Origin of the sequence: Cupriavidus sp. BIS7, from assembly GCF_000292345.1 — a bacterium.
Taxonomy (GTDB): domain Bacteria; phylum Pseudomonadota; class Gammaproteobacteria; order Burkholderiales; family Burkholderiaceae; genus Cupriavidus.
The window spans coordinates 78,413-93,683 of record NZ_ALOU01000038.1 but is presented as its reverse complement, the minus strand read 5'-3'; the positions used below and the strand labels follow the sequence as shown (position 1 = coordinate 93,683).

The 15,271-nt window shown below is 65.1% G+C and carries 18 protein-coding genes; 13 read left to right on the top strand and 5 right to left on the bottom strand.

Annotation, left to right across the window (positions count from 1 at the left end):
• Positions 1–16 precede the first annotated feature (16 nt).
• The 6 genes from gshB (at position 17) to bfr (ending at position 4,739) form a co-directional block, all read left to right on the top strand.
• Positions 17–970 carry a glutathione synthase gene (gene gshB, locus B552_RS0114295; RefSeq protein WP_019449712.1) on the top strand — a complete coding sequence of 318 codons (954 nt, stop codon included), beginning with the start codon at positions 17–19 and terminating at the stop codon, positions 968–970.
• 111 nt (positions 971–1,081) lie between these two features.
• Positions 1,082–1,537, top strand: coding sequence for a PTS sugar transporter subunit IIA (locus tag B552_RS0114290; protein WP_019449711.1), 456 nt, complete (start codon positions 1,082–1,084; stop codon positions 1,535–1,537).
• Complete coding sequence (locus B552_RS0114285; RefSeq protein ID WP_019449710.1) at positions 1,506–1,775, top strand: HPr family phosphocarrier protein; 270 nt, start codon at positions 1,506–1,508, stop codon at positions 1,773–1,775. Before B552_RS0114290 ends, B552_RS0114285 begins: the two co-directional genes overlap by 32 nt.
• Before the next feature lie 49 nt (positions 1,776–1,824).
• Positions 1,825–3,582, top strand: a complete 1,758-nt coding sequence (ptsP, locus tag B552_RS0114280; protein ID WP_019449709.1) for a phosphoenolpyruvate--protein phosphotransferase — start codon at positions 1,825–1,827, stop codon at positions 3,580–3,582.
• Between the two features lie 228 nt (positions 3,583–3,810).
• Entirely contained in the window at positions 3,811–4,116 is a 306-nt protein-coding gene (locus B552_RS0114275) for a (2Fe-2S)-binding protein (RefSeq protein WP_026035656.1), read from the top strand.
• Between the two features lie 143 nt (positions 4,117–4,259).
• Positions 4,260–4,739 (top strand): bacterioferritin, encoded by a 480-nt coding sequence (gene bfr, locus B552_RS0114270; protein WP_019449707.1) that lies wholly within the window; start codon positions 4,260–4,262, stop codon positions 4,737–4,739.
• 31 nt (positions 4,740–4,770) lie between these two features.
• On the opposite strand, the gene moeB is transcribed toward bfr, so the two are convergent.
• The 3 genes from moeB to gpmA all read right to left on the bottom strand — a co-directional run bounded on the left by moeB (position 4,771) and on the right by gpmA (position 8,200).
• Positions 4,771–5,523: a molybdopterin-synthase adenylyltransferase MoeB gene (gene moeB / locus B552_RS0114265; protein ID WP_019449706.1), complete on the bottom strand. Its 753-nt coding sequence runs from the start codon at positions 5,521–5,523 to the stop codon at positions 4,771–4,773.
• A 120-nt stretch (positions 5,524–5,643) separates the two neighbouring features.
• Positions 5,644–7,248: a S41 family peptidase gene (locus tag B552_RS0114260; protein WP_019449705.1), complete on the bottom strand. Its 1,605-nt coding sequence runs from the start codon at positions 7,246–7,248 to the stop codon at positions 5,644–5,646.
• Between the two features lie 205 nt (positions 7,249–7,453).
• Positions 7,454–8,200 carry a 2,3-diphosphoglycerate-dependent phosphoglycerate mutase gene (gene gpmA / locus B552_RS0114255; RefSeq protein ID WP_019449704.1) on the bottom strand — a complete coding sequence of 249 codons (747 nt, stop codon included), beginning with the start codon at positions 8,198–8,200 and terminating at the stop codon, positions 7,454–7,456.
• A 152-nt stretch (positions 8,201–8,352) separates the two neighbouring features.
• Here gpmA and B552_RS0114250 point away from each other — a divergent pair, with 152 nt between their 5' ends.
• The 5 genes from B552_RS0114250 (at position 8,353) to B552_RS0114230 (ending at position 12,123) form a co-directional block, all read left to right on the top strand.
• Positions 8,353–8,766 carry a rhodanese-like domain-containing protein gene (locus tag B552_RS0114250; RefSeq protein WP_019449703.1) on the top strand — a complete coding sequence of 138 codons (414 nt, stop codon included), beginning with the start codon at positions 8,353–8,355 and terminating at the stop codon, positions 8,764–8,766.
• A gap of 115 nt (positions 8,767–8,881) precedes the next feature.
• Complete coding sequence (grxC, locus tag B552_RS0114245; protein ID WP_019449702.1) at positions 8,882–9,139, top strand: glutaredoxin 3; 258 nt, start codon at positions 8,882–8,884, stop codon at positions 9,137–9,139.
• Positions 9,140–9,310: 171 nt separating this feature from the next.
• Complete coding sequence (gene secB / locus B552_RS0114240) at positions 9,311–9,829, top strand: protein-export chaperone SecB (RefSeq protein WP_019449701.1); 519 nt, start codon at positions 9,311–9,313, stop codon at positions 9,827–9,829.
• A gap of 119 nt (positions 9,830–9,948) precedes the next feature.
• Positions 9,949–10,977: an NAD(P)H-dependent glycerol-3-phosphate dehydrogenase gene (locus B552_RS0114235; protein WP_019449700.1), complete on the top strand. Its 1,029-nt coding sequence runs from the start codon at positions 9,949–9,951 to the stop codon at positions 10,975–10,977.
• Positions 10,978–11,139: 162 nt separating this feature from the next.
• On the top strand, positions 11,140–12,123 hold the full coding sequence (locus B552_RS0114230) for a tripartite tricarboxylate transporter substrate binding protein (protein ID WP_019449699.1): 984 nt from the start codon (positions 11,140–11,142) through the stop codon (positions 12,121–12,123).
• Between the two features lie 9 nt (positions 12,124–12,132).
• On the opposite strand, the gene trmL is transcribed toward B552_RS0114230, so the two are convergent.
• Together trmL and B552_RS29435 are read right to left on the bottom strand one after the other, a co-directional pair.
• Positions 12,133–12,603, bottom strand: a complete 471-nt coding sequence (gene trmL, locus B552_RS0114225; protein ID WP_019449698.1) for a tRNA (uridine(34)/cytosine(34)/5-carboxymethylaminomethyluridine(34)-2'-O)-methyltransferase TrmL — start codon at positions 12,601–12,603, stop codon at positions 12,133–12,135.
• Positions 12,604–12,655: 52 nt separating this feature from the next.
• Positions 12,656–13,237: a phosphoribosyltransferase family protein gene (locus B552_RS29435; protein WP_019449697.1), complete on the bottom strand. Its 582-nt coding sequence runs from the start codon at positions 13,235–13,237 to the stop codon at positions 12,656–12,658.
• A 258-nt stretch (positions 13,238–13,495) separates the two neighbouring features.
• Here B552_RS29435 and B552_RS0114215 point away from each other — a divergent pair, with 258 nt between their 5' ends.
• Positions 13,496–14,479, top strand: a complete 984-nt coding sequence (locus B552_RS0114215) for a methyltransferase domain-containing protein (RefSeq protein ID WP_019449696.1) — start codon at positions 13,496–13,498, stop codon at positions 14,477–14,479.
• A gap of 262 nt (positions 14,480–14,741) precedes the next feature.
• Complete coding sequence (locus B552_RS0114210) at positions 14,742–15,257, top strand: DUF2244 domain-containing protein (RefSeq protein WP_026035654.1); 516 nt, start codon at positions 14,742–14,744, stop codon at positions 15,255–15,257.
• Positions 15,258–15,271: the final 14 nt, after the last annotated feature.

Sequence of the window (15,271 nt, the reverse complement as noted above, 5' to 3'; positions counted from 1 at the left end):
TAACGCCCTGGCAACCATGCGCATTCTGTTCATTACCGACCCGCTGGAGACCTTCAAGACGTACAAGGATTCCACCTTCGCCATGATGACCGAGGCGGCGGCGCGTGGGCACGAGTTGTACTTCTGCCTGCAGTCGCAGCTGTCGCTGTCCGCGAACGTCGTGGAAGCCGTGGCGCAGCCGCTGGAACTGACCGACGACGCCCAGGCCTGGTACCGGCTGGGCGAGGCCGCGCTGACGCCGCTGTCCCAGTTCGACGCGGTCATCATGCGCAAGGACCCGCCGTTCGACATGGAGTACGTGACCAGCACCTGGCTGCTGGAACTGGCCGAAGCGCAGGGCGCGCGCGTCTTCAACAAGCCGCGTGCGATTCGCGATCATTCGGAAAAGCTGGCGATCGGCCAGCACCCCCAGTTCATCACGCCAACGCTGGTGACCCGCGACGCAGGGCGCATCCGCGCGTTCCATGCCGAGCACAAGGACATCATCGTCAAGCCGCTCGACGGCATGGGCGGCATGGGCATTTTCCGCGTGGGCGCCGATGCCATGAACCTGGGCGCGATCGTGGAGACGCTTGGCAACGATGGCGCGCGCACGCTGATGGTCCAGCGCTATATCCCGGCCATCAAGGACGGCGACAAGCGCATCCTGCTGATTGGCGGCAAGCCGGTGCCTTATGCGCTGGCGCGCATCCCGCAGGGCAGCGAAATTCGCGGCAACCTGGCGGCTGGCGGGCTGGGGCGCGCACAGGAGTTGAGCGCACGCGATCGCGAGATCGCCGAGACGCTGGCGCCGGGGCTGTGGAAGCAGGGGTTGTTGCTGGTGGGGCTGGATGTGATCGGAGACTATCTGACCGAAGTGAATGTGACGAGTCCGACCTGTTTCCAGGAGATCACCCAGCAGACGGGCTTCAACGTTGCTGCGATGTTCGTTGACGCGCTGGAGCAGGCAGTCGCCGCGGATCGCCGCTGAGCGCACTTGATGCCGATGCTCGGGCGCCACAGTCGCCGGCGCGGCCGGAAACCTGGAATGAGGCCCTGAGGCTGCCTGCTACAATCGTGGCAGTCCAACGGATTCACCATCATGGCAGGAATTCTGATCATCGCGCATGCGCCGCTGGCTTCGGCGTTACGCGATTGCGCTGCCCACGTCTACTGCGGCCAGCCGCAGCGGCTCGAGGCCATCGACGTCATTGCCGATGCCGACCCCGCAGCGGTGCTTGCCGAGGCGCGCAAGCGCCTGGCGGCCGTCTGCGAAGACAACGGCGCCCTGGTGCTGACCGACATTTTTGGCGCCACGCCTGCCAACATCGCCGCGCGGCTTGCCGAGCCGGGCAGGGTCAAGGTGCTGGCCGGTGTCAACCTGCCGATGCTTGTGCGCGCTATCTGCTATCGCACGGAGAAACTCGACCAGCTTGCCACCAAGGCACTGGCCGGAGGCGCCCAGGGCGTGCTGCAGGTTGGCACGACCGCAGTCCAGAACCAAACCGCAAATCATCCCGACAAATATGCTGCAGAGGGACACAACCATCATCAATAAGCTCGGGTTACATGCCCGTGCGTCCGCCAAGCTCACGCAACTGGCGGGCAGCTTCAACAGCCAGGTCAAGATGTCCCGTAACGGCCGCCAGGTCGACGCCAAAAGCATCATGGGTGTGATGATGCTGGCAGCCGGGATTGGATCGACGGTCACGATCGAGACCGACGGCCCCGACGAGCAGGAGGCGATGGACGCGCTGCTGGCGCTGATCGCCAACCGCTTCGGCGAAGGCGAGTGAAGTTCGGCCTGCTAACAGGCTTTTCTAAACGTTCCTGACGGAGCGGTTCATGCCCTTTGCCTTGCACGGCATTCCGGTTTCGCGTGGGGTCGCCATCGGGCGAGCCCATATCCTTGCGCCGGCTGCGCTGGATGTGTCGCACTACCTGGTCGACGAAGACCGGCTTGACGCCGAGGTAGAGCGATTGCGCGCGGCGCGCGCAGCCGTGCGGGCCGAGCTGATCACGCTCAAGCGCGACCTGCCGCGCGATGCGCCCGAGGAAATGGGCGCATTTCTCGATGTCCACGCGATGATCCTCGACGACGAGGCGTTGTCGCGCGAACCCGAGGAGCTGATTCTCCAGCGTCGCTACAACGCCGAGTGGGCACTGACCACGCGACTCGAGGAACTGATGCGTCAGTTCGACGAGATCGAGGACGAGTACCTGCGCGAGCGCAAGGCCGACATCCAGCAGGTGGTGGAGCGAATCCTGAAGGTGCTGGCCGGCGCGCCCGTGCTGGCACCCGCACCGGTACCGGTACTGGCTCCCGATGGCGAGGCCGCACCGGGTGTGATTGTCGTGGCCCACGATATCGGCCCGGCGGACATGCTCCAGTTCAAGCACACCGTGTTCCACGGTTTCGTGACGGACCTCGGTGGCCGCACGTCGCATACGGCGATCGTCGCGCGCAGTCTCGACATTCCCGCCGCCGTGGGCGTGAAGAGCGCGAGCGAGCTGATCCGTCAGGACGACTGGATCATCATCGACGGCGATGCCGGGCTGGTGATCGTCGATCCGTCGGCCATCATCCTCGAGGAATACCGGCACCGCCAGAGCGAACGCGCGCTGGAAAAGAAGCGGCTGCAGCGGCTGCGCCATATGCCGGCGGTGACGCTGGACGGGCTCGAGATCGAACTGCTGGCCAATATCGAGATGGCAGAGGACGCCGGCGCGGCGCTGGCCGCAGGCGCCGTCGGGGTGGGGCTGTTCCGCTCCGAGTTCCTGTTCATGAATCGCCGTGACGAACTGCCGGACGAGGAAGAGCAGTTCCACGCGTACCGCAATGCCGTGGAGGCAATGCACGGGTTGCCCGTGACGATTCGCACGATCGACATCGGCGCCGACAAGCCGCTCGATGGCCGTGACGTGGATTTTGAAACGGCGCTGAACCCTGCGCTCGGTCTGCGTGCGATCCGCTGGTCGCTGTCCGAACCGGCGATGTTCCTGACCCAGTTGCGCGCACTGTTGCGGGCGTCGGCGTTCGGTCCGGTGCGGTTGCTGATCCCGATGCTGGCGCACGCGAGCGAGATCGACCAGACGCTGGACCTGATCGAACAGGCCAAGCGGCAACTCGACGAACGCGGCTTGCCGTACGACCCGGGCGTAAAAGTTGGCGCGATGATCGAGATCCCGGCGGCCGTGCTTCTGCTGCCGCTGTTCCTCAGGCGCATGGACTTCCTGTCCATCGGCACCAACGACCTGATCCAGTACACGCTGGCGATCGACCGCGCCGACAATGCCGTGGCGCATCTTTACGATCCTTTGCACCCAGCCGTGCTGCAACTGGTCGCCCGCACGATCCGCGAGGCCAACCACGCGGGCGTTCCCGTGGCCGTCTGCGGAGAAATGGCTGGCGACCCCGCAATGACCCGGCTGCTGCTTGGCATGGGTCTGCGCGAATTCTCCATGCACCCGGCCCAATTGCTGCGCGTGAAGCAGGAAGTCATTCATTCAGACTGCGGGCGCCTGAGCAAGATTGTCGAGCAGATTCTCACTTGCTACGAACCGGATGAACTGGCGGCCGCGCTGAAGCAGTTGTCGGCATGAAGAAACCCTGGGATCCCCAGGGTTTCTTGCCTTCAGCCGTACACCTTATGCGCCACTTCGCAGCCTGCGAAGTGGCGTGATCACTGCCTGAATTCCCTCGTAAATGGCACGTAGGCTGGATAAGCCCCATGTGATTTAATGGGAATTGTTATCATTTTCGATCTCTGTTATTCTGCCTCTCATCGCGTACGGCATGCCGGTGCCGACGCCGCCCCCAAGGAGGCTTTTGTGTACGTCTGCATCTGCAACCAGGTCACCGATCATGAGATCCACGGCGCCGCCCATCTCGGCGTGTCGACGATGGATGAGCTGGCAGAAACGCTCGGCGTCGGGACATGCTGCGGCCGTTGCCGCGAGTGCGCGCAACAAGTGCTGTGCGAAGGTGTGGCCGCCGTCAGGAACATGAAGTCCTCCAGCATTTCCACCATCCAGGTGGTCGAGATTTCGGCCTGTTCGCCTGCTGCGTCACATGCCATAATGGACGCTCGGGACCCGGCAGTCGCGAACGATCGGCGCACCGCGCTGGTTGCCTGATTCAGATACCGCTGAATTACCCAAGAACGCGTGCATTGAGAGCGCGCCTCGGACTTACGTCCGCGGGCGCGCTTTCTTGCATTTGTGACTTGCACATTCGTGCCCGCTGCCGGGCTCGCTGTCGTTTGCAACAGGAGCCCTGAATGAAAGGTGACAAGAAGGTCATCCAGCATCTGAACGCGCAGCTCAAGAACGAGCTCACCGCGATCAACCAATACTTCCTGCATGCTCGCATGTACCGCCACTGGGGGCTGAAGAAGCTCGGCGACGTCGAGTACAAGGAGTCGATCGGCGAAATGAAGCATGCCGACCGCCTGATCGACCGCATCCTGATGCTGGACGGCCTGCCCAACCTGCAGGACCTGCACAAGCTGCTGCTTGGCGAGGACACGCCCGAGATGCTCAAGTGCGACCTGAAGCTCGAGCAGACCGCGCACGCTACCGTCAAGGAAGGCATCGCCTACTGCGAATCGGTGGGCGACTACGTCAGCCGCGAAATCCTGGTCGATATCCTCACGGATACCGAGGAACACATCGAGTACCTGGAGACGCAGATCGACCTGATCGACAAGGTCGGCCTGCAGAACTACCTGCAGTCGCAGATGGCACCTGGCGAGCAGTAAGCCCGCCAGCGGCGGCGATGCCCGGCGGCGCTCAGCAATGGGCGCCGCAAACCTCGCAATCTGGCGCACGGGCCAGGCGCATCGTCGTCCATTCCATCGTCATCGCATCGACCATCAGCAGGCGGCCGGCCAGCGTTTCGCCCACCCCTGCCAGCAGTTTCAACGCTTCCGCGGCCTGCACCGTGCCGATCATGCCAACCAGCGGCGCGAATACGCCCATCGTGGCGCAGGCGGTTTCCGGGGCTGGCTCGGACGGCGGGAACAGACAGCCGTAGCACGGCGCATCGGCGTGGCGCAGGTCGAACACGCTCACCTGGCCGTCGAAGCGCAGCGCGGCGCCTGACACCAGCGGCTTGCGGTGCTTCAGGCAGGCGCGGTTCACGGCCTGGCGCGTGGAGAAGTTGTCGCAACAGTCCAGCACCACATCGGCCCGGGCGACCAGCGCATCGAGTTCCACATCGCCCACGCGTTGCGGCACCAGCGTGATGTCGATGTCCGGGTTGATGCGCAGCAATCCCTCCCTGGCCGACTCAACCTTGAGCCGCCCGACATTGGCCGTGGTGTGCAGGATCTGGCGCTGCAGGTTGGTCAGGTCGACATCGTCGTTGTCAACAATCGTGATCCTGCCTACGCCGGCCGATGCCAGATACGGCAGGGCGGCCGCGCCAAGCCCGCCCGCGCCGATCACCAGCGCATGGCCGGCCAGCAGGCGCTCCTGGCCCTCGATGCCGAGCTCGTCCAGCAGGATATGGCGCGAGTAGCGCAAAAGCTGATCGTCGTTCATGGTCCCCGTGGATACAGAAAGGCGGAAACTAAAGCGGCCCGTCGGTGCAATACCGCGGGCCGCAGGACTGGATCGGGAGAGCGCCGCGCCGACTGGCGCTGCGCGCGCTCCGTTACCGCATTACTTCTTGCCGGTCGGCGTACCCAGCGGGTCGCCGATCGGGGCGCTCGCGGGCGGCTGGCTCGAAGGCTTCGCCGGGGCCGGCTTGGCTGCCGGCTTGGCCGGAGCCTTGCTGGCCGGCTTCGGATCGTCGGTGCTGTCCGGCTTGCCGGCGCTGCCCGTGGCTTCCAGGCGCGACTTCGAACGTTGCACCGGCTTGCCATCGAGTTGCGCGATGGCCTGCTGCAGCATGAAGTCGTCGGCCGTGCCGAACTCCACCGGCTTCTTCTTGCGTTCCTTCTCGCGCTCTTCCGGAGTCTTCTTGGCGTTTTCTTCTTCCAGGCGGCGCAGTTCTTCCACACGGCGCTGCTCGCGTTCGTTCATTTCCGGCTCTTCCGATTCCTGCTTGTTGTGCAGGTGGCGCTCGGTGTCGATCTCACGCGTGATCAGCGCATCGTCCGGATCACCTTCGGGGTTCTGGTCGACCGGGATATCCGGACGGATACCCTTGGCCTGGATCGACTTGCCCGACGGCGTGTAGTAGTACGCGATCGTCAGCTTGATACCGGTGTCGTTGGTCAGCGGGCGCACGGTCTGGACCGAACCCTTGCCGAACGTCGTCTTGCCCATGATCAGCGCGCGCTTGTGGTCCTGCAGCGCGCCAGCCACGATTTCCGAAGCCGAGGCCGAGTAGGCGTTGGTCAGCACGATCATCGGCACCTTCTTGAACTCCGCCGGCAGGTCCTTGAGCGGATCGTCCTCGATCGACGACAGGCGGTAGTTGCTGAACGTCGCCTTGTAGACGCGCTTGGCGTCGGGCACCTGGCCGTTGGTCGACACGACGGTCGAGTCCTCGGGCAGGAAGGCCGCGGCCACGCCCACGGCGCCCTGCAGCACGCCGCCACCGTTATTGCGCAGGTCCAGGATGATGCCGCGCAGGTTCGGGTTCTTTTCGCCGATCTCCTTCAGGCGACGGCCCAGGTCGGCCACCGTGCGTTCCTGGAAGCTGGTCAGGCGCACCCAGGCGATGGTGTTGTTGTCGAGCATCTTGGTCTTGACCGACTGCACGCGGATTTCCGCGCGAGTGATCGACACCGGGAACGTGCGTTCCTCGCTCTTGCGGTAAATGGTCAGCGTGACCTTGGTGCCCGGCTCGCCGCGCATGCGCTTGACCGCCTGCTCAAGCGGCAGGCCGCGCACGGGCTTGTCGTCAATGCGGGTAATCAGGTCGCCCGGCTGGATACCGGCGCGGAAGGCAGGGGTGTCCTCGATCGGGTTGATGACCTTGACCAGGCCTTCTTCCTGGGAGATCTCGATGCCCAGGCCGGCAAAGCGCCCGCGCGTGCCCTCCTGCAACTCCTTGAAGTCCTTTTCATCAAGGTAGGCCGAGTGCGGATCGAGGCTGGCGACCATGCCCTTGATGGCTTCGGTCAGCAGCTTCTTGTCATCGACCGGTTCCACATATTCGCGCTTGATCTGCCCGAAGATATCGGCCATCAGCCGCAACTGGTCTAGTGGCAGCGGCCCGGTAGCATTCTGGGCCGTCGCCGAAATCTGCAGCGTGGCAAGCACGCCGGCAACGACGCCAATTGAGACAAGGCTAATGTTCTTGAGCGTCTTACGCATGAGGGCAGCCTGAACGTGTGAGGATTATGCAAGGGTCATGTCCGTGCCGGGACAGGGGGCGACCCGGGGCGGATTTGACCGACAGTATAAGAGGGTGCGGAGAAAAAGACCTGAGGGCCGCCATTCCATGGTGGGGGCGGCCACACAAAAGGGGGGGCGCGCCTACCCGGATGCGGCCCGGGCCGGCGCGCTCGCGCACCGGCTGTCAGCGGGCCTTGCCCTGGCTGGCCACGGCGGCCAGCGATGCGGCGATGGCTTCCTGGTCGCCCAGGTAGTAGTGGCGCAGCGGGCGCAGGTCGGCGTCCAGCTCGTACACGAGCGGGGTGCCGTTGGGAATGTTGAGGCCGACGATGTCGTCATCCGAGATCTGATCCAGGTACTTCACGAGCGCGCGGATGCTGTTGCCATGGGCGGCGATCACCACACGCTTGCCGGATTTGATGTCAGGAGCAATCGATTCGTTCCATAGCGGCAGCACGCGGGCCACCGTATCCTTCAGGCACTCGGTCAGCGGAATGTCCTTGCGCGGCACATTTGCGTAGCGCGGGTCGTTGAACGAGGCGCGCTCGTCGGTCGGCTCCAGCGCGGGCGGCGGGGTGTCGTAGCTGCGGCGCCACACCAGCACCTGCTCGTCGCCGTACTTCTTGGCCGTTTCCGCCTTGTTCAGGCCGGCCAGCGCGCCATAGTGACGTTCGTTCAGGCGCCATTCATTGCGCACCGGAATCCACATCTGGTCCATTTCGTCCTGCACGTGCCAGAGCGTGCGGATGGCGCGCTTGAGCACGGACGTGTAGGCCACATCAAAGGCGAAACCGGCTTCCTTGAGCAACTGGCCGGCCTGTTTGGCCTGGGCCGCGCCAGTTTCGGTCAGGTCGACGTCGACCCAGCCGGTGAAGCGGTTTTCGAGGTTCCACGTGGATTCGCCGTGGCGGATGAGAACGAGCTTGTACATGCTGCTTCCAGGGAGTAAATGACCTGCGCTGCGCGTTGGCCGCCACACGGCCGGGGTTGCCGGGGTGGCAGGCGGCGCCGAAACAAATATCGGCGCGGGCGCGAAACCGCGTATTTTATAATGCCGCCGACCCAACCCAACGGAATGCCAACGTGAATTTCTTCACCGATTACAACAACCTGGCCCTGATCGCCATTGCCGTGGTCTCCGGTGGCCTGCTGGCCTGGCCGACGATCAAGAGCGGTACGGGCGGCAAGCGCGTCAACGCGGTAGCCGCCACGCAGCTGATCAACAAGCGCAATGCCGTGGTGGTAGATATCCGCGACGCCGCCGAATTTGCCAAGGGCCACCTGCCGCAAGCGAAGAGCGCGCCACTTGATGACCTGGGCACACGCGCGGGCGGTCTTGCAAAGGATAAATCGGTCCCGATCATTGTGATATGCCAGAACGGCCAGCGCTCGGGCAAGGCTCAAGCAGCGTTGAAGGAAGCCGGGTACAGTGAGGTCTACGCGCTGGAGGGCGGCATGGCTGCCTGGCAGCAGGCCGGTCTTCCGGTCATCAAGTAAAGCCCCAAACGGAGCGGCCAGAATCGTTTTGCTGGCGGCCCATATCGATGCAGTCGCGGCGCGGAATCGCCCCCGGGCGGTCCGCGCCGTTGTTTTGAAGTCAAGGAGATCCCGCATGGCCCGCGTCGTCATGTACAGCACGGTGGTGTGTCCCTACTGCCAGATGGCTGAACGGCTGCTCAAGCAGCGTGGCGTAGATTCGATCGAGAAGATCCTGATCGACCGCGAACCCGGCAGGCGCGAAGAGATGATGACGCGCACCGGCCGCCGCACCGTGCCGCAGATCTACATCGACGAGACGCATGTCGGCGGATTCGACGACCTCTCCGCGCTGGACCGCCAGGGCGGGCTGGCGCCGCTGCTGGCGGCCTGAACCCGGCCTCCGGCGGACGAGATCAAAGTCTGACCCCATTGCATTGGCTCCGGGTGAAATCGCTACCCGCGTCATGTACCATATGCGCTTTCCAACCGGCAGCCGGGTGAGCTACACCGCTGGCTGTCGCATGGCGCACCGCGCCCAAACCGAACAATCCGGAAGCCTTTCATGAGCGACCAGCAACAAGCCACCCAGCAGGAAGACCAGCCCTTCTTCAACATTCAGCGCGTGTACCTGAAGGACATGTCGCTGGAGCAGCCGAACTCGCCGGCGATCTTCCTCGAATCGGAAGCGCCGTCGGTGGAAGTCCAGGTCAACGTGGGCGCGGCGCAACTGCAGGAAGGCATCTTCGAAGTGGTCGTTACCGGCACCGTGACGACCAAGGTGCAGGACAAGGTGGCTTTCCTGGTGGAAGCGCACCAGGCCGGCATCTTCGACATCCGCAACGTGCCGGTGGAGCAGCTGGACCCGCTGCTGGGCATCGCCTGCCCGACCATCCTGTACCCGTACCTGCGCGGCAATATCGCCGACGTGATCACGCGTGCCGGCTTCCAGGCAATCCACCTGTCGGAAATCAACTTCCAGGCGCTGTACGAGCAACGCATGCAGGCCGCGATGGAAGAAGCGCAAGGCCAGGGCGGCGAGTCGGGCATCGTGATGCCTGACGGCAGCCAGGCCCGCCACTGATCGGCAACTGCCTGTCGGATCACCAGAACGGGGCTTCGGCCCCGTTTGGTGTTTCTGCAGGGCGCCAAAGTTCATACTGTCTCGACGACAGCGCTTTTCGCTGACTTCACAGGCCTGCCATGAAACTGACCATTCTCGGCGCCGGCGCATGGGGTACCGCGCTGGCGAGCCATGCAGCCACCGCTGCCGCCAATCACGATGTGGTGCTCTGGGGGCGTGATCCGGCGCAGCTTGCCGCCATCGCTGCAACGGGGATCAACGCCACCTATCTGCCTGGCGTGAACCTGTCGCAGAAGCTCGTCTGCGAGCCTGATTTCGACCTGGCCGTCGATCACGCGCTGTCGGACCCGGAAGGGCTGATTGTCATCGCCACGCCCGTATCGGGCCTGCGCGAGATGGCGCGCCGGCTGGCCCAGCGCCGCAAGGGGCCGCTGGCGATGCTCTGGCTCTGCAAGGGCTTCGAGGCCCAGACGCATGCGATGCCACACCAGATGGTGCGCGAAGAACTGGACGCGCTTGGCGTGGCGCCAGGCGAGATCGAGTACGGCGTGCTGACGGGCCCGAGCTTTGCGAAGGAAGTGGCGCAGGGTATGCCGTGCGCGCTGACGGTGGCCGGTACCGCGCATGTACTGATCGATCGCGCACAGGCCGCGTTTCACCACCACGCGATGCGCATTTATGGCAGCGATGACCTGATCGGCGTCGAAGTCGGCGGCGCGGTGAAGAATGTACTGGCGATCGCCACCGGGGCCAGTGACGCGCTCGGGCTCGGCCTTAACGCGCGCGCGGCGCTGATCACGCGCGGTCTGGCCGAAATGACGCGGCTGGGCCTTGCGCTCGGCGGCCGCATGGAAACCTTCATGGGCCTGGCCGGCATGGGCGACCTGATTCTCACGGCAACCGGAGACCTGTCGCGCAATCGCAAGGTTGGGCAGCAACTGGCCGGTGGCAAGACACTCGACCAGATCCTGGCCGACCTCGGCCACGTGGCCGAAGGCGTGCGCTGCGCGCAGGCCGTGGCCGCGCTGGCGGCGCGTGTCGGCGTGGAAATGCCGATCACGCGAGCCGTGTGTGCCGTGCTGTTCGAGGGTTTGCCGGTTGCCGATGCGGTCGCGCAGTTGCTTCAACGCGATGCGCGGGACGAGTAACGCTATCGCACGCCAACCGCTGGCCCTCTCCCCCGACCCCTCTCCCGCGCGCGGGAGAGGGGAGAACACCGACGACATATAAAACGCCTCGGGTTCGCTCCCCTCTCCCGCTTGCAGGAGGGGCTGGGGAAGAGGGCCAGCGCATCCAATGCCAACCACTTCATGACCACTCGCCGCCAAGTCATCCGCGCCCTCATTGCCTCAGGCGCAGCCGCCACCTGGCCCGCTGTCACCCGCGCCGACACCTGGCCCGCCAGGCCGATCCGCATGATTGTGCCGTTCCCGCCCGGCTCCTCGCCGGACCTGATCGCACGCATCGTCACTGAGAAGCTCGCCACGGTGCTGGGCCAGCCGGTGGTTGTCGAAAATCGCCCCGGTGCGGGCGGCAATATCGGCACCGGTGCGGTCGCCAAGGCCGCGCCGGATGGCTATACGCTGCTGTTCACGATCAACGGCCCGCTCGTCACGGCGCCGTCGCTGTATCGCCATCTGAGCTATGACCCCGTGAAGCAGCTTGCGCCCGTCACGCTGGTGGCCACTTCACCGAACGTGCTGGTGGTGGACGCGCGGCTGCCCGTGCACACGCTGCGCGAGTTCGTTGCGTTGGCCAAGTCAAAGCCGGGCGCGCTGAACTATGGCTCGGTCGGCAACGGCAGTGCCGCGCATCTGGCGATGGAGCAGTTGAAGGCGATGGCGGGCATCGATCTGCAGCACGTGCCGTATCCGGGCTTTCCGCAGATCACCACGGCGATGGTGGGCGGCCAGGTGCAGGCCGGATTCATGGTGCCGGCGATTGCCATGCCGATGGTCAACGCCGGCAAGCTGCGCATCCTGGCCGTGACCAGCACGGGCCGGACTTCGCTGCTGCCGTCGATTCCGACCGTGGCCGAATCGGGCTACCCGGGCTTCGAGGCGATCTCATGGCAGGCGATCCTGGCCCCGGCCGGGACGCCGGCGCCGATCATCGACCGGCTCTACCGCGAACTGGTGCGGATCATCGGCAGCGACGACGTCCGTGAAAAGATGCGCGCGCAGTATTTCGTGCCTGCAGGTACTGCGCCGGCTTCGCTGCGAGAGACCATGGCCAGCGAGAAGGTGCGCTGGGACAAGGTGATCCGCGCAGCCGGCGTGCAGCCGGAAGGCTAGCGGGCTGAATCAGGCGCCGCCCGCAAATCCGTTCTGGCGCCACGCCTCGAACACGACCACAGCCACCGTGTTCGACAGGTTCAGGCTGCGGTTGTTGGGGCGCATCGGCAGGCGGATGCGCTGCGCGGGCGGGAACCACTCGCGGCGTTCCGGGGCAAGGCCGCGCGTTTCCGAGCCGAACACGAACCAGTCGCCCGGAGCAAAGCTGACCTGGCCAAACGGCGTGGAGCCGTGCGTGGTCAGCGCGAACATGCGCGTCGGGTCTGGCTGTTCGGCGGTCATCAATGCGTCCCAGCTTTCATGCACGCGCATCGTCGCGTACTCGTGATAATCGAGCCCCGCGCGCCGCATGCGGGCATCCTCCAGCGGAAATCCCAGTGGTTTGACCAGGTGAAGCTGTGCGCCCGTGTTGGCACACAGGCGAATCACATTGCCTGTATTCGGCGGGATTTCGGGTTCGACAAGGACGACGTTGAACATGGGCGGGATATGCAAAAACCGGAGCGCAGCTTACCGCTTACGGCCGCCAGTGTCACGGCGTGCGCAGCGCCGGCAGTGCGGTGACCCGTGCGGCGCCATGCGCTTTCAGCACGCGCGCCGCTTCGCGCAGCGTGGCGCCGGTGGTCATGACATCGTCGACCAGCCCGATATGCAGGCCGTCGAGCCGGTGCGGATCGGCCACGACGAATGCATCGTGCAGGTTTGCCTGCCGCGCGGGCAGATCGAGCGCGCGCTGGCTGACCGTATCGCGCTGCCGGGCCAGCAGCGTGGGCGATGCCGCGACGCCAAGCTGCCGCGCAAGCGGGCGGGCGATCTCCCAGGCCTGGTTGAAGCCTCGCTCGGTCAGCCGCGCCGGCGCCAGCGGAACCGGCACCAGCAGGTCCGGCCTGCAGCCGGACGATTGCATCCGCGCCGCCAACTGCGCGGCGATCCAGCCCGCCGCGGGCAGCCGCCCGCCGAACTTGAGCTGCAGTACCAGCCTGTCGAACGGCTCGACGTAGTCTCCGAGTGTCAGGGTGGCGTCGATGGGGGCATTGCCGGGGCGGTCGCCGGGGCTATCGCCGGGGTTATCACAGACACAGGCGTCACATTGCCCCGGCAATGTGCCAGGCATGGCACAGCGCGGGCAGCGCGGCACGGTTTGCAGCAGTGACCGGGTGCAGCCCGCGCAGACCACATCGCGCTGGACCTTCGCGCAGATCAGGCACGCCGACGGCAGCAGCGCGGACCATAGATGGGCAACCCCGTGGGCTACCCCGCGGGCGGCCCCGAGGGCACGCCCGGCGAGCGGCCGGGCAGGCGCGTATACTTCGCTTCCTGTTGTTTCTGTTGGCCCGCCGCTCGCGGCCGGCTGCCCCGGGGGTGCGACACAATGCCGCACCGCCTGCCGATCCCACTGATTCCGCCCCTTCTGTCCGTGTCCCTGCATGTCACCGATTCCCCAGATGCCTGGTTGCCGCCCGCGCGGCTGACCCGGCTTGCCTTTGACCGCCGTAGCGCCCGGTTCGGCCAGCTTGATTTCCTGCTGGGCGAGATCGGGCAGCGCATGCAGGAACGGATGGAGGTGATCAAGCTGACGCCGCGCCGCGCGCTCGATATCGGCTGCGGCCACGGGCAGGGCCTGGCGGGATTGCGCGCACGCTTTCCCGACGCCCAGATCGCCGGTCTCGACATATCCGGCGCGATGCTGCAACAGGCCGGCCAGCGCGATCCGCAGCGGCGGCCCGGATGGATCGGGCGCCTGCTTGGCAAGCGGCCGATGTTCGACCTGGTGCAGGGCGATCTTGCCACATTGCCGTTCGGCGCCGCCAGCTTCGATCTGCTGTGGTCGAACCTGGCGTTGCACTGGCACCCGGAGCCGCATCGCGTATTTCCCGAATGGCATCGCGTGACCAGCGACGAGGGGCTCGTGATGTTCTCGCTGTTTGGTCCCGACACGCTAAAGGAACTGCGCACGGCGTTTGCCGATGTCGATCTCGACGCGCACACGCTGCGCTTTGTCGATATGCATGACATTGGCGACATGCTCGTGCACAGCGGCTGGTCCACGCCCGTGATGGACATGGAAACGCTGACCGTCACCTACGAATCGGCCGAGACGCTGCTGCGCGAAGTGCAGAGCTTCGGCGGCCTGCGCAGGCCGGGGCCGGCGGGGCTGCGCGGCAGGCGCTGGCACCGCGCCGTGCTGGCCGCGCTCGATCGCCAGCGCAACGCCGACGGCGTGATTCCATTGACGTTCGAAATTGTCTACGGCCACGCATGGAAGCTTGCGCCGCGCGGCAGGCAGGCCACCGACGATCAGGGCCGCGCAGTCGTGCCGGTCGACAGCATCGGACGCGCAAAACCGCGCCCCTGAATGCGGCGCCGGGCATGGTTGCGCAACAATTTCGGCGCGCCGATTGTGTTGTCAATTGGGGTCGCACGGACAATGCACAAAAACTTGAAGCTGGCAAGCACTTCGGTCAAATCCTACCTTGTTCAGGTATGCGAAGCGCCATATAATGCGCCAGTTTGTCGCAGTGGTCCCCTGGCACAAGACGCCTCAGGCATGCACTTCGCACGTGCAACCCTTCGGCGCAATTCGTCCCGGGTGTGCATCCGATGCGGAGTGGTTGGCGATGCAAGACTTGGGTATCGCGTTCCAGACGGCAGTTGGTGACTCCGGCGGAAATCCCGACGGACGCGCCCCCATGCCGAACTACGACTGGCTGATGAAGCGGAATTGCTCGCTCTCTCCACGCCAGGTCGGCTGGTTCTACTTCTCCATCGTATGTTTCTCGACTGCTATCGCGGGGTTTCTTGTCGCGTGGCAGGGGGCCTGGCTTGTGTTGCCGTTTGCCGGCCTGGAATTGCTCGGGCTGGGGATTGCCCTGCTGGTGCATGCGCGCCATGCGGCGGATTATGAACGCGTGAGTTTGACCGACGGCATGCTGGTCGTGGAGACAGCCAGCGCCAGCCGGATCACGCGGGAAGTATTCAACCCGCGCTGGGTGCGGGTTGAACTGGGTGAATCGTTCCGGGCGCTGGTGGTCTTGCGGTCGGACAAGCGCACCGTGCAGGTCGGGTCGTATCTGGTCCCGTACCGGCGGCGCAAGTTCGCGCAGGAACTCGCAGCGGCCCTGCAACGTGTCTGAACGGACATGGCGCA

Bases quoted from the DNA above. Each gene is read 5' to 3' on its own strand.
- bfr (WP_019449707.1), top strand. From the start codon at position 4,260: ATGAAAGGTGACAAGAAGGTCATCCAGCATCTGAACGCGCAGCTCAAG.
- secB (WP_019449701.1), top strand. From the start codon at position 9,311: ATGAGCGACCAGCAACAAGCCACCCAGCAGGAAGACCAGCCCTTCTTC.
- B552_RS29435 (WP_019449697.1), bottom strand. From the start codon at position 13,237: ATGCCTGGCACATTGCCGGGGCAATGTGACGCCTGTGTCTGTGATAAC.
- ptsP (WP_019449709.1), top strand. From the start codon at position 1,825: ATGCCCTTTGCCTTGCACGGCATTCCGGTTTCGCGTGGGGTCGCCATC.
- B552_RS0114235 (WP_019449700.1), top strand. From the start codon at position 9,949: ATGAAACTGACCATTCTCGGCGCCGGCGCATGGGGTACCGCGCTGGCG.
- B552_RS0114215 (WP_019449696.1), top strand. From the start codon at position 13,496: ATGCCGCACCGCCTGCCGATCCCACTGATTCCGCCCCTTCTGTCCGTG.
- gshB (WP_019449712.1), top strand. From the start codon at position 17: ATGCGCATTCTGTTCATTACCGACCCGCTGGAGACCTTCAAGACGTAC.
- gpmA (WP_019449704.1), bottom strand. From the start codon at position 8,200: ATGTACAAGCTCGTTCTCATCCGCCACGGCGAATCCACGTGGAACCTC.
- trmL (WP_019449698.1), bottom strand. From the start codon at position 12,603: ATGTTCAACGTCGTCCTTGTCGAACCCGAAATCCCGCCGAATACAGGC.
- B552_RS0114260 (WP_019449705.1), bottom strand. From the start codon at position 7,248: ATGCGTAAGACGCTCAAGAACATTAGCCTTGTCTCAATTGGCGTCGTT.
- B552_RS0114210 (WP_026035654.1), top strand. From the start codon at position 14,742: ATGCAAGACTTGGGTATCGCGTTCCAGACGGCAGTTGGTGACTCCGGC.
- moeB (WP_019449706.1), bottom strand. From the start codon at position 5,523: ATGAACGACGATCAGCTTTTGCGCTACTCGCGCCATATCCTGCTGGAC.
- B552_RS0114230 (WP_019449699.1), top strand. From the start codon at position 11,140: ATGACCACTCGCCGCCAAGTCATCCGCGCCCTCATTGCCTCAGGCGCA.
- B552_RS0114285 (WP_019449710.1), top strand. From the start codon at position 1,506: ATGCTGCAGAGGGACACAACCATCATCAATAAGCTCGGGTTACATGCC.
- grxC (WP_019449702.1), top strand. From the start codon at position 8,882: ATGGCCCGCGTCGTCATGTACAGCACGGTGGTGTGTCCCTACTGCCAG.
- B552_RS0114290 (WP_019449711.1), top strand. From the start codon at position 1,082: ATGGCAGGAATTCTGATCATCGCGCATGCGCCGCTGGCTTCGGCGTTA.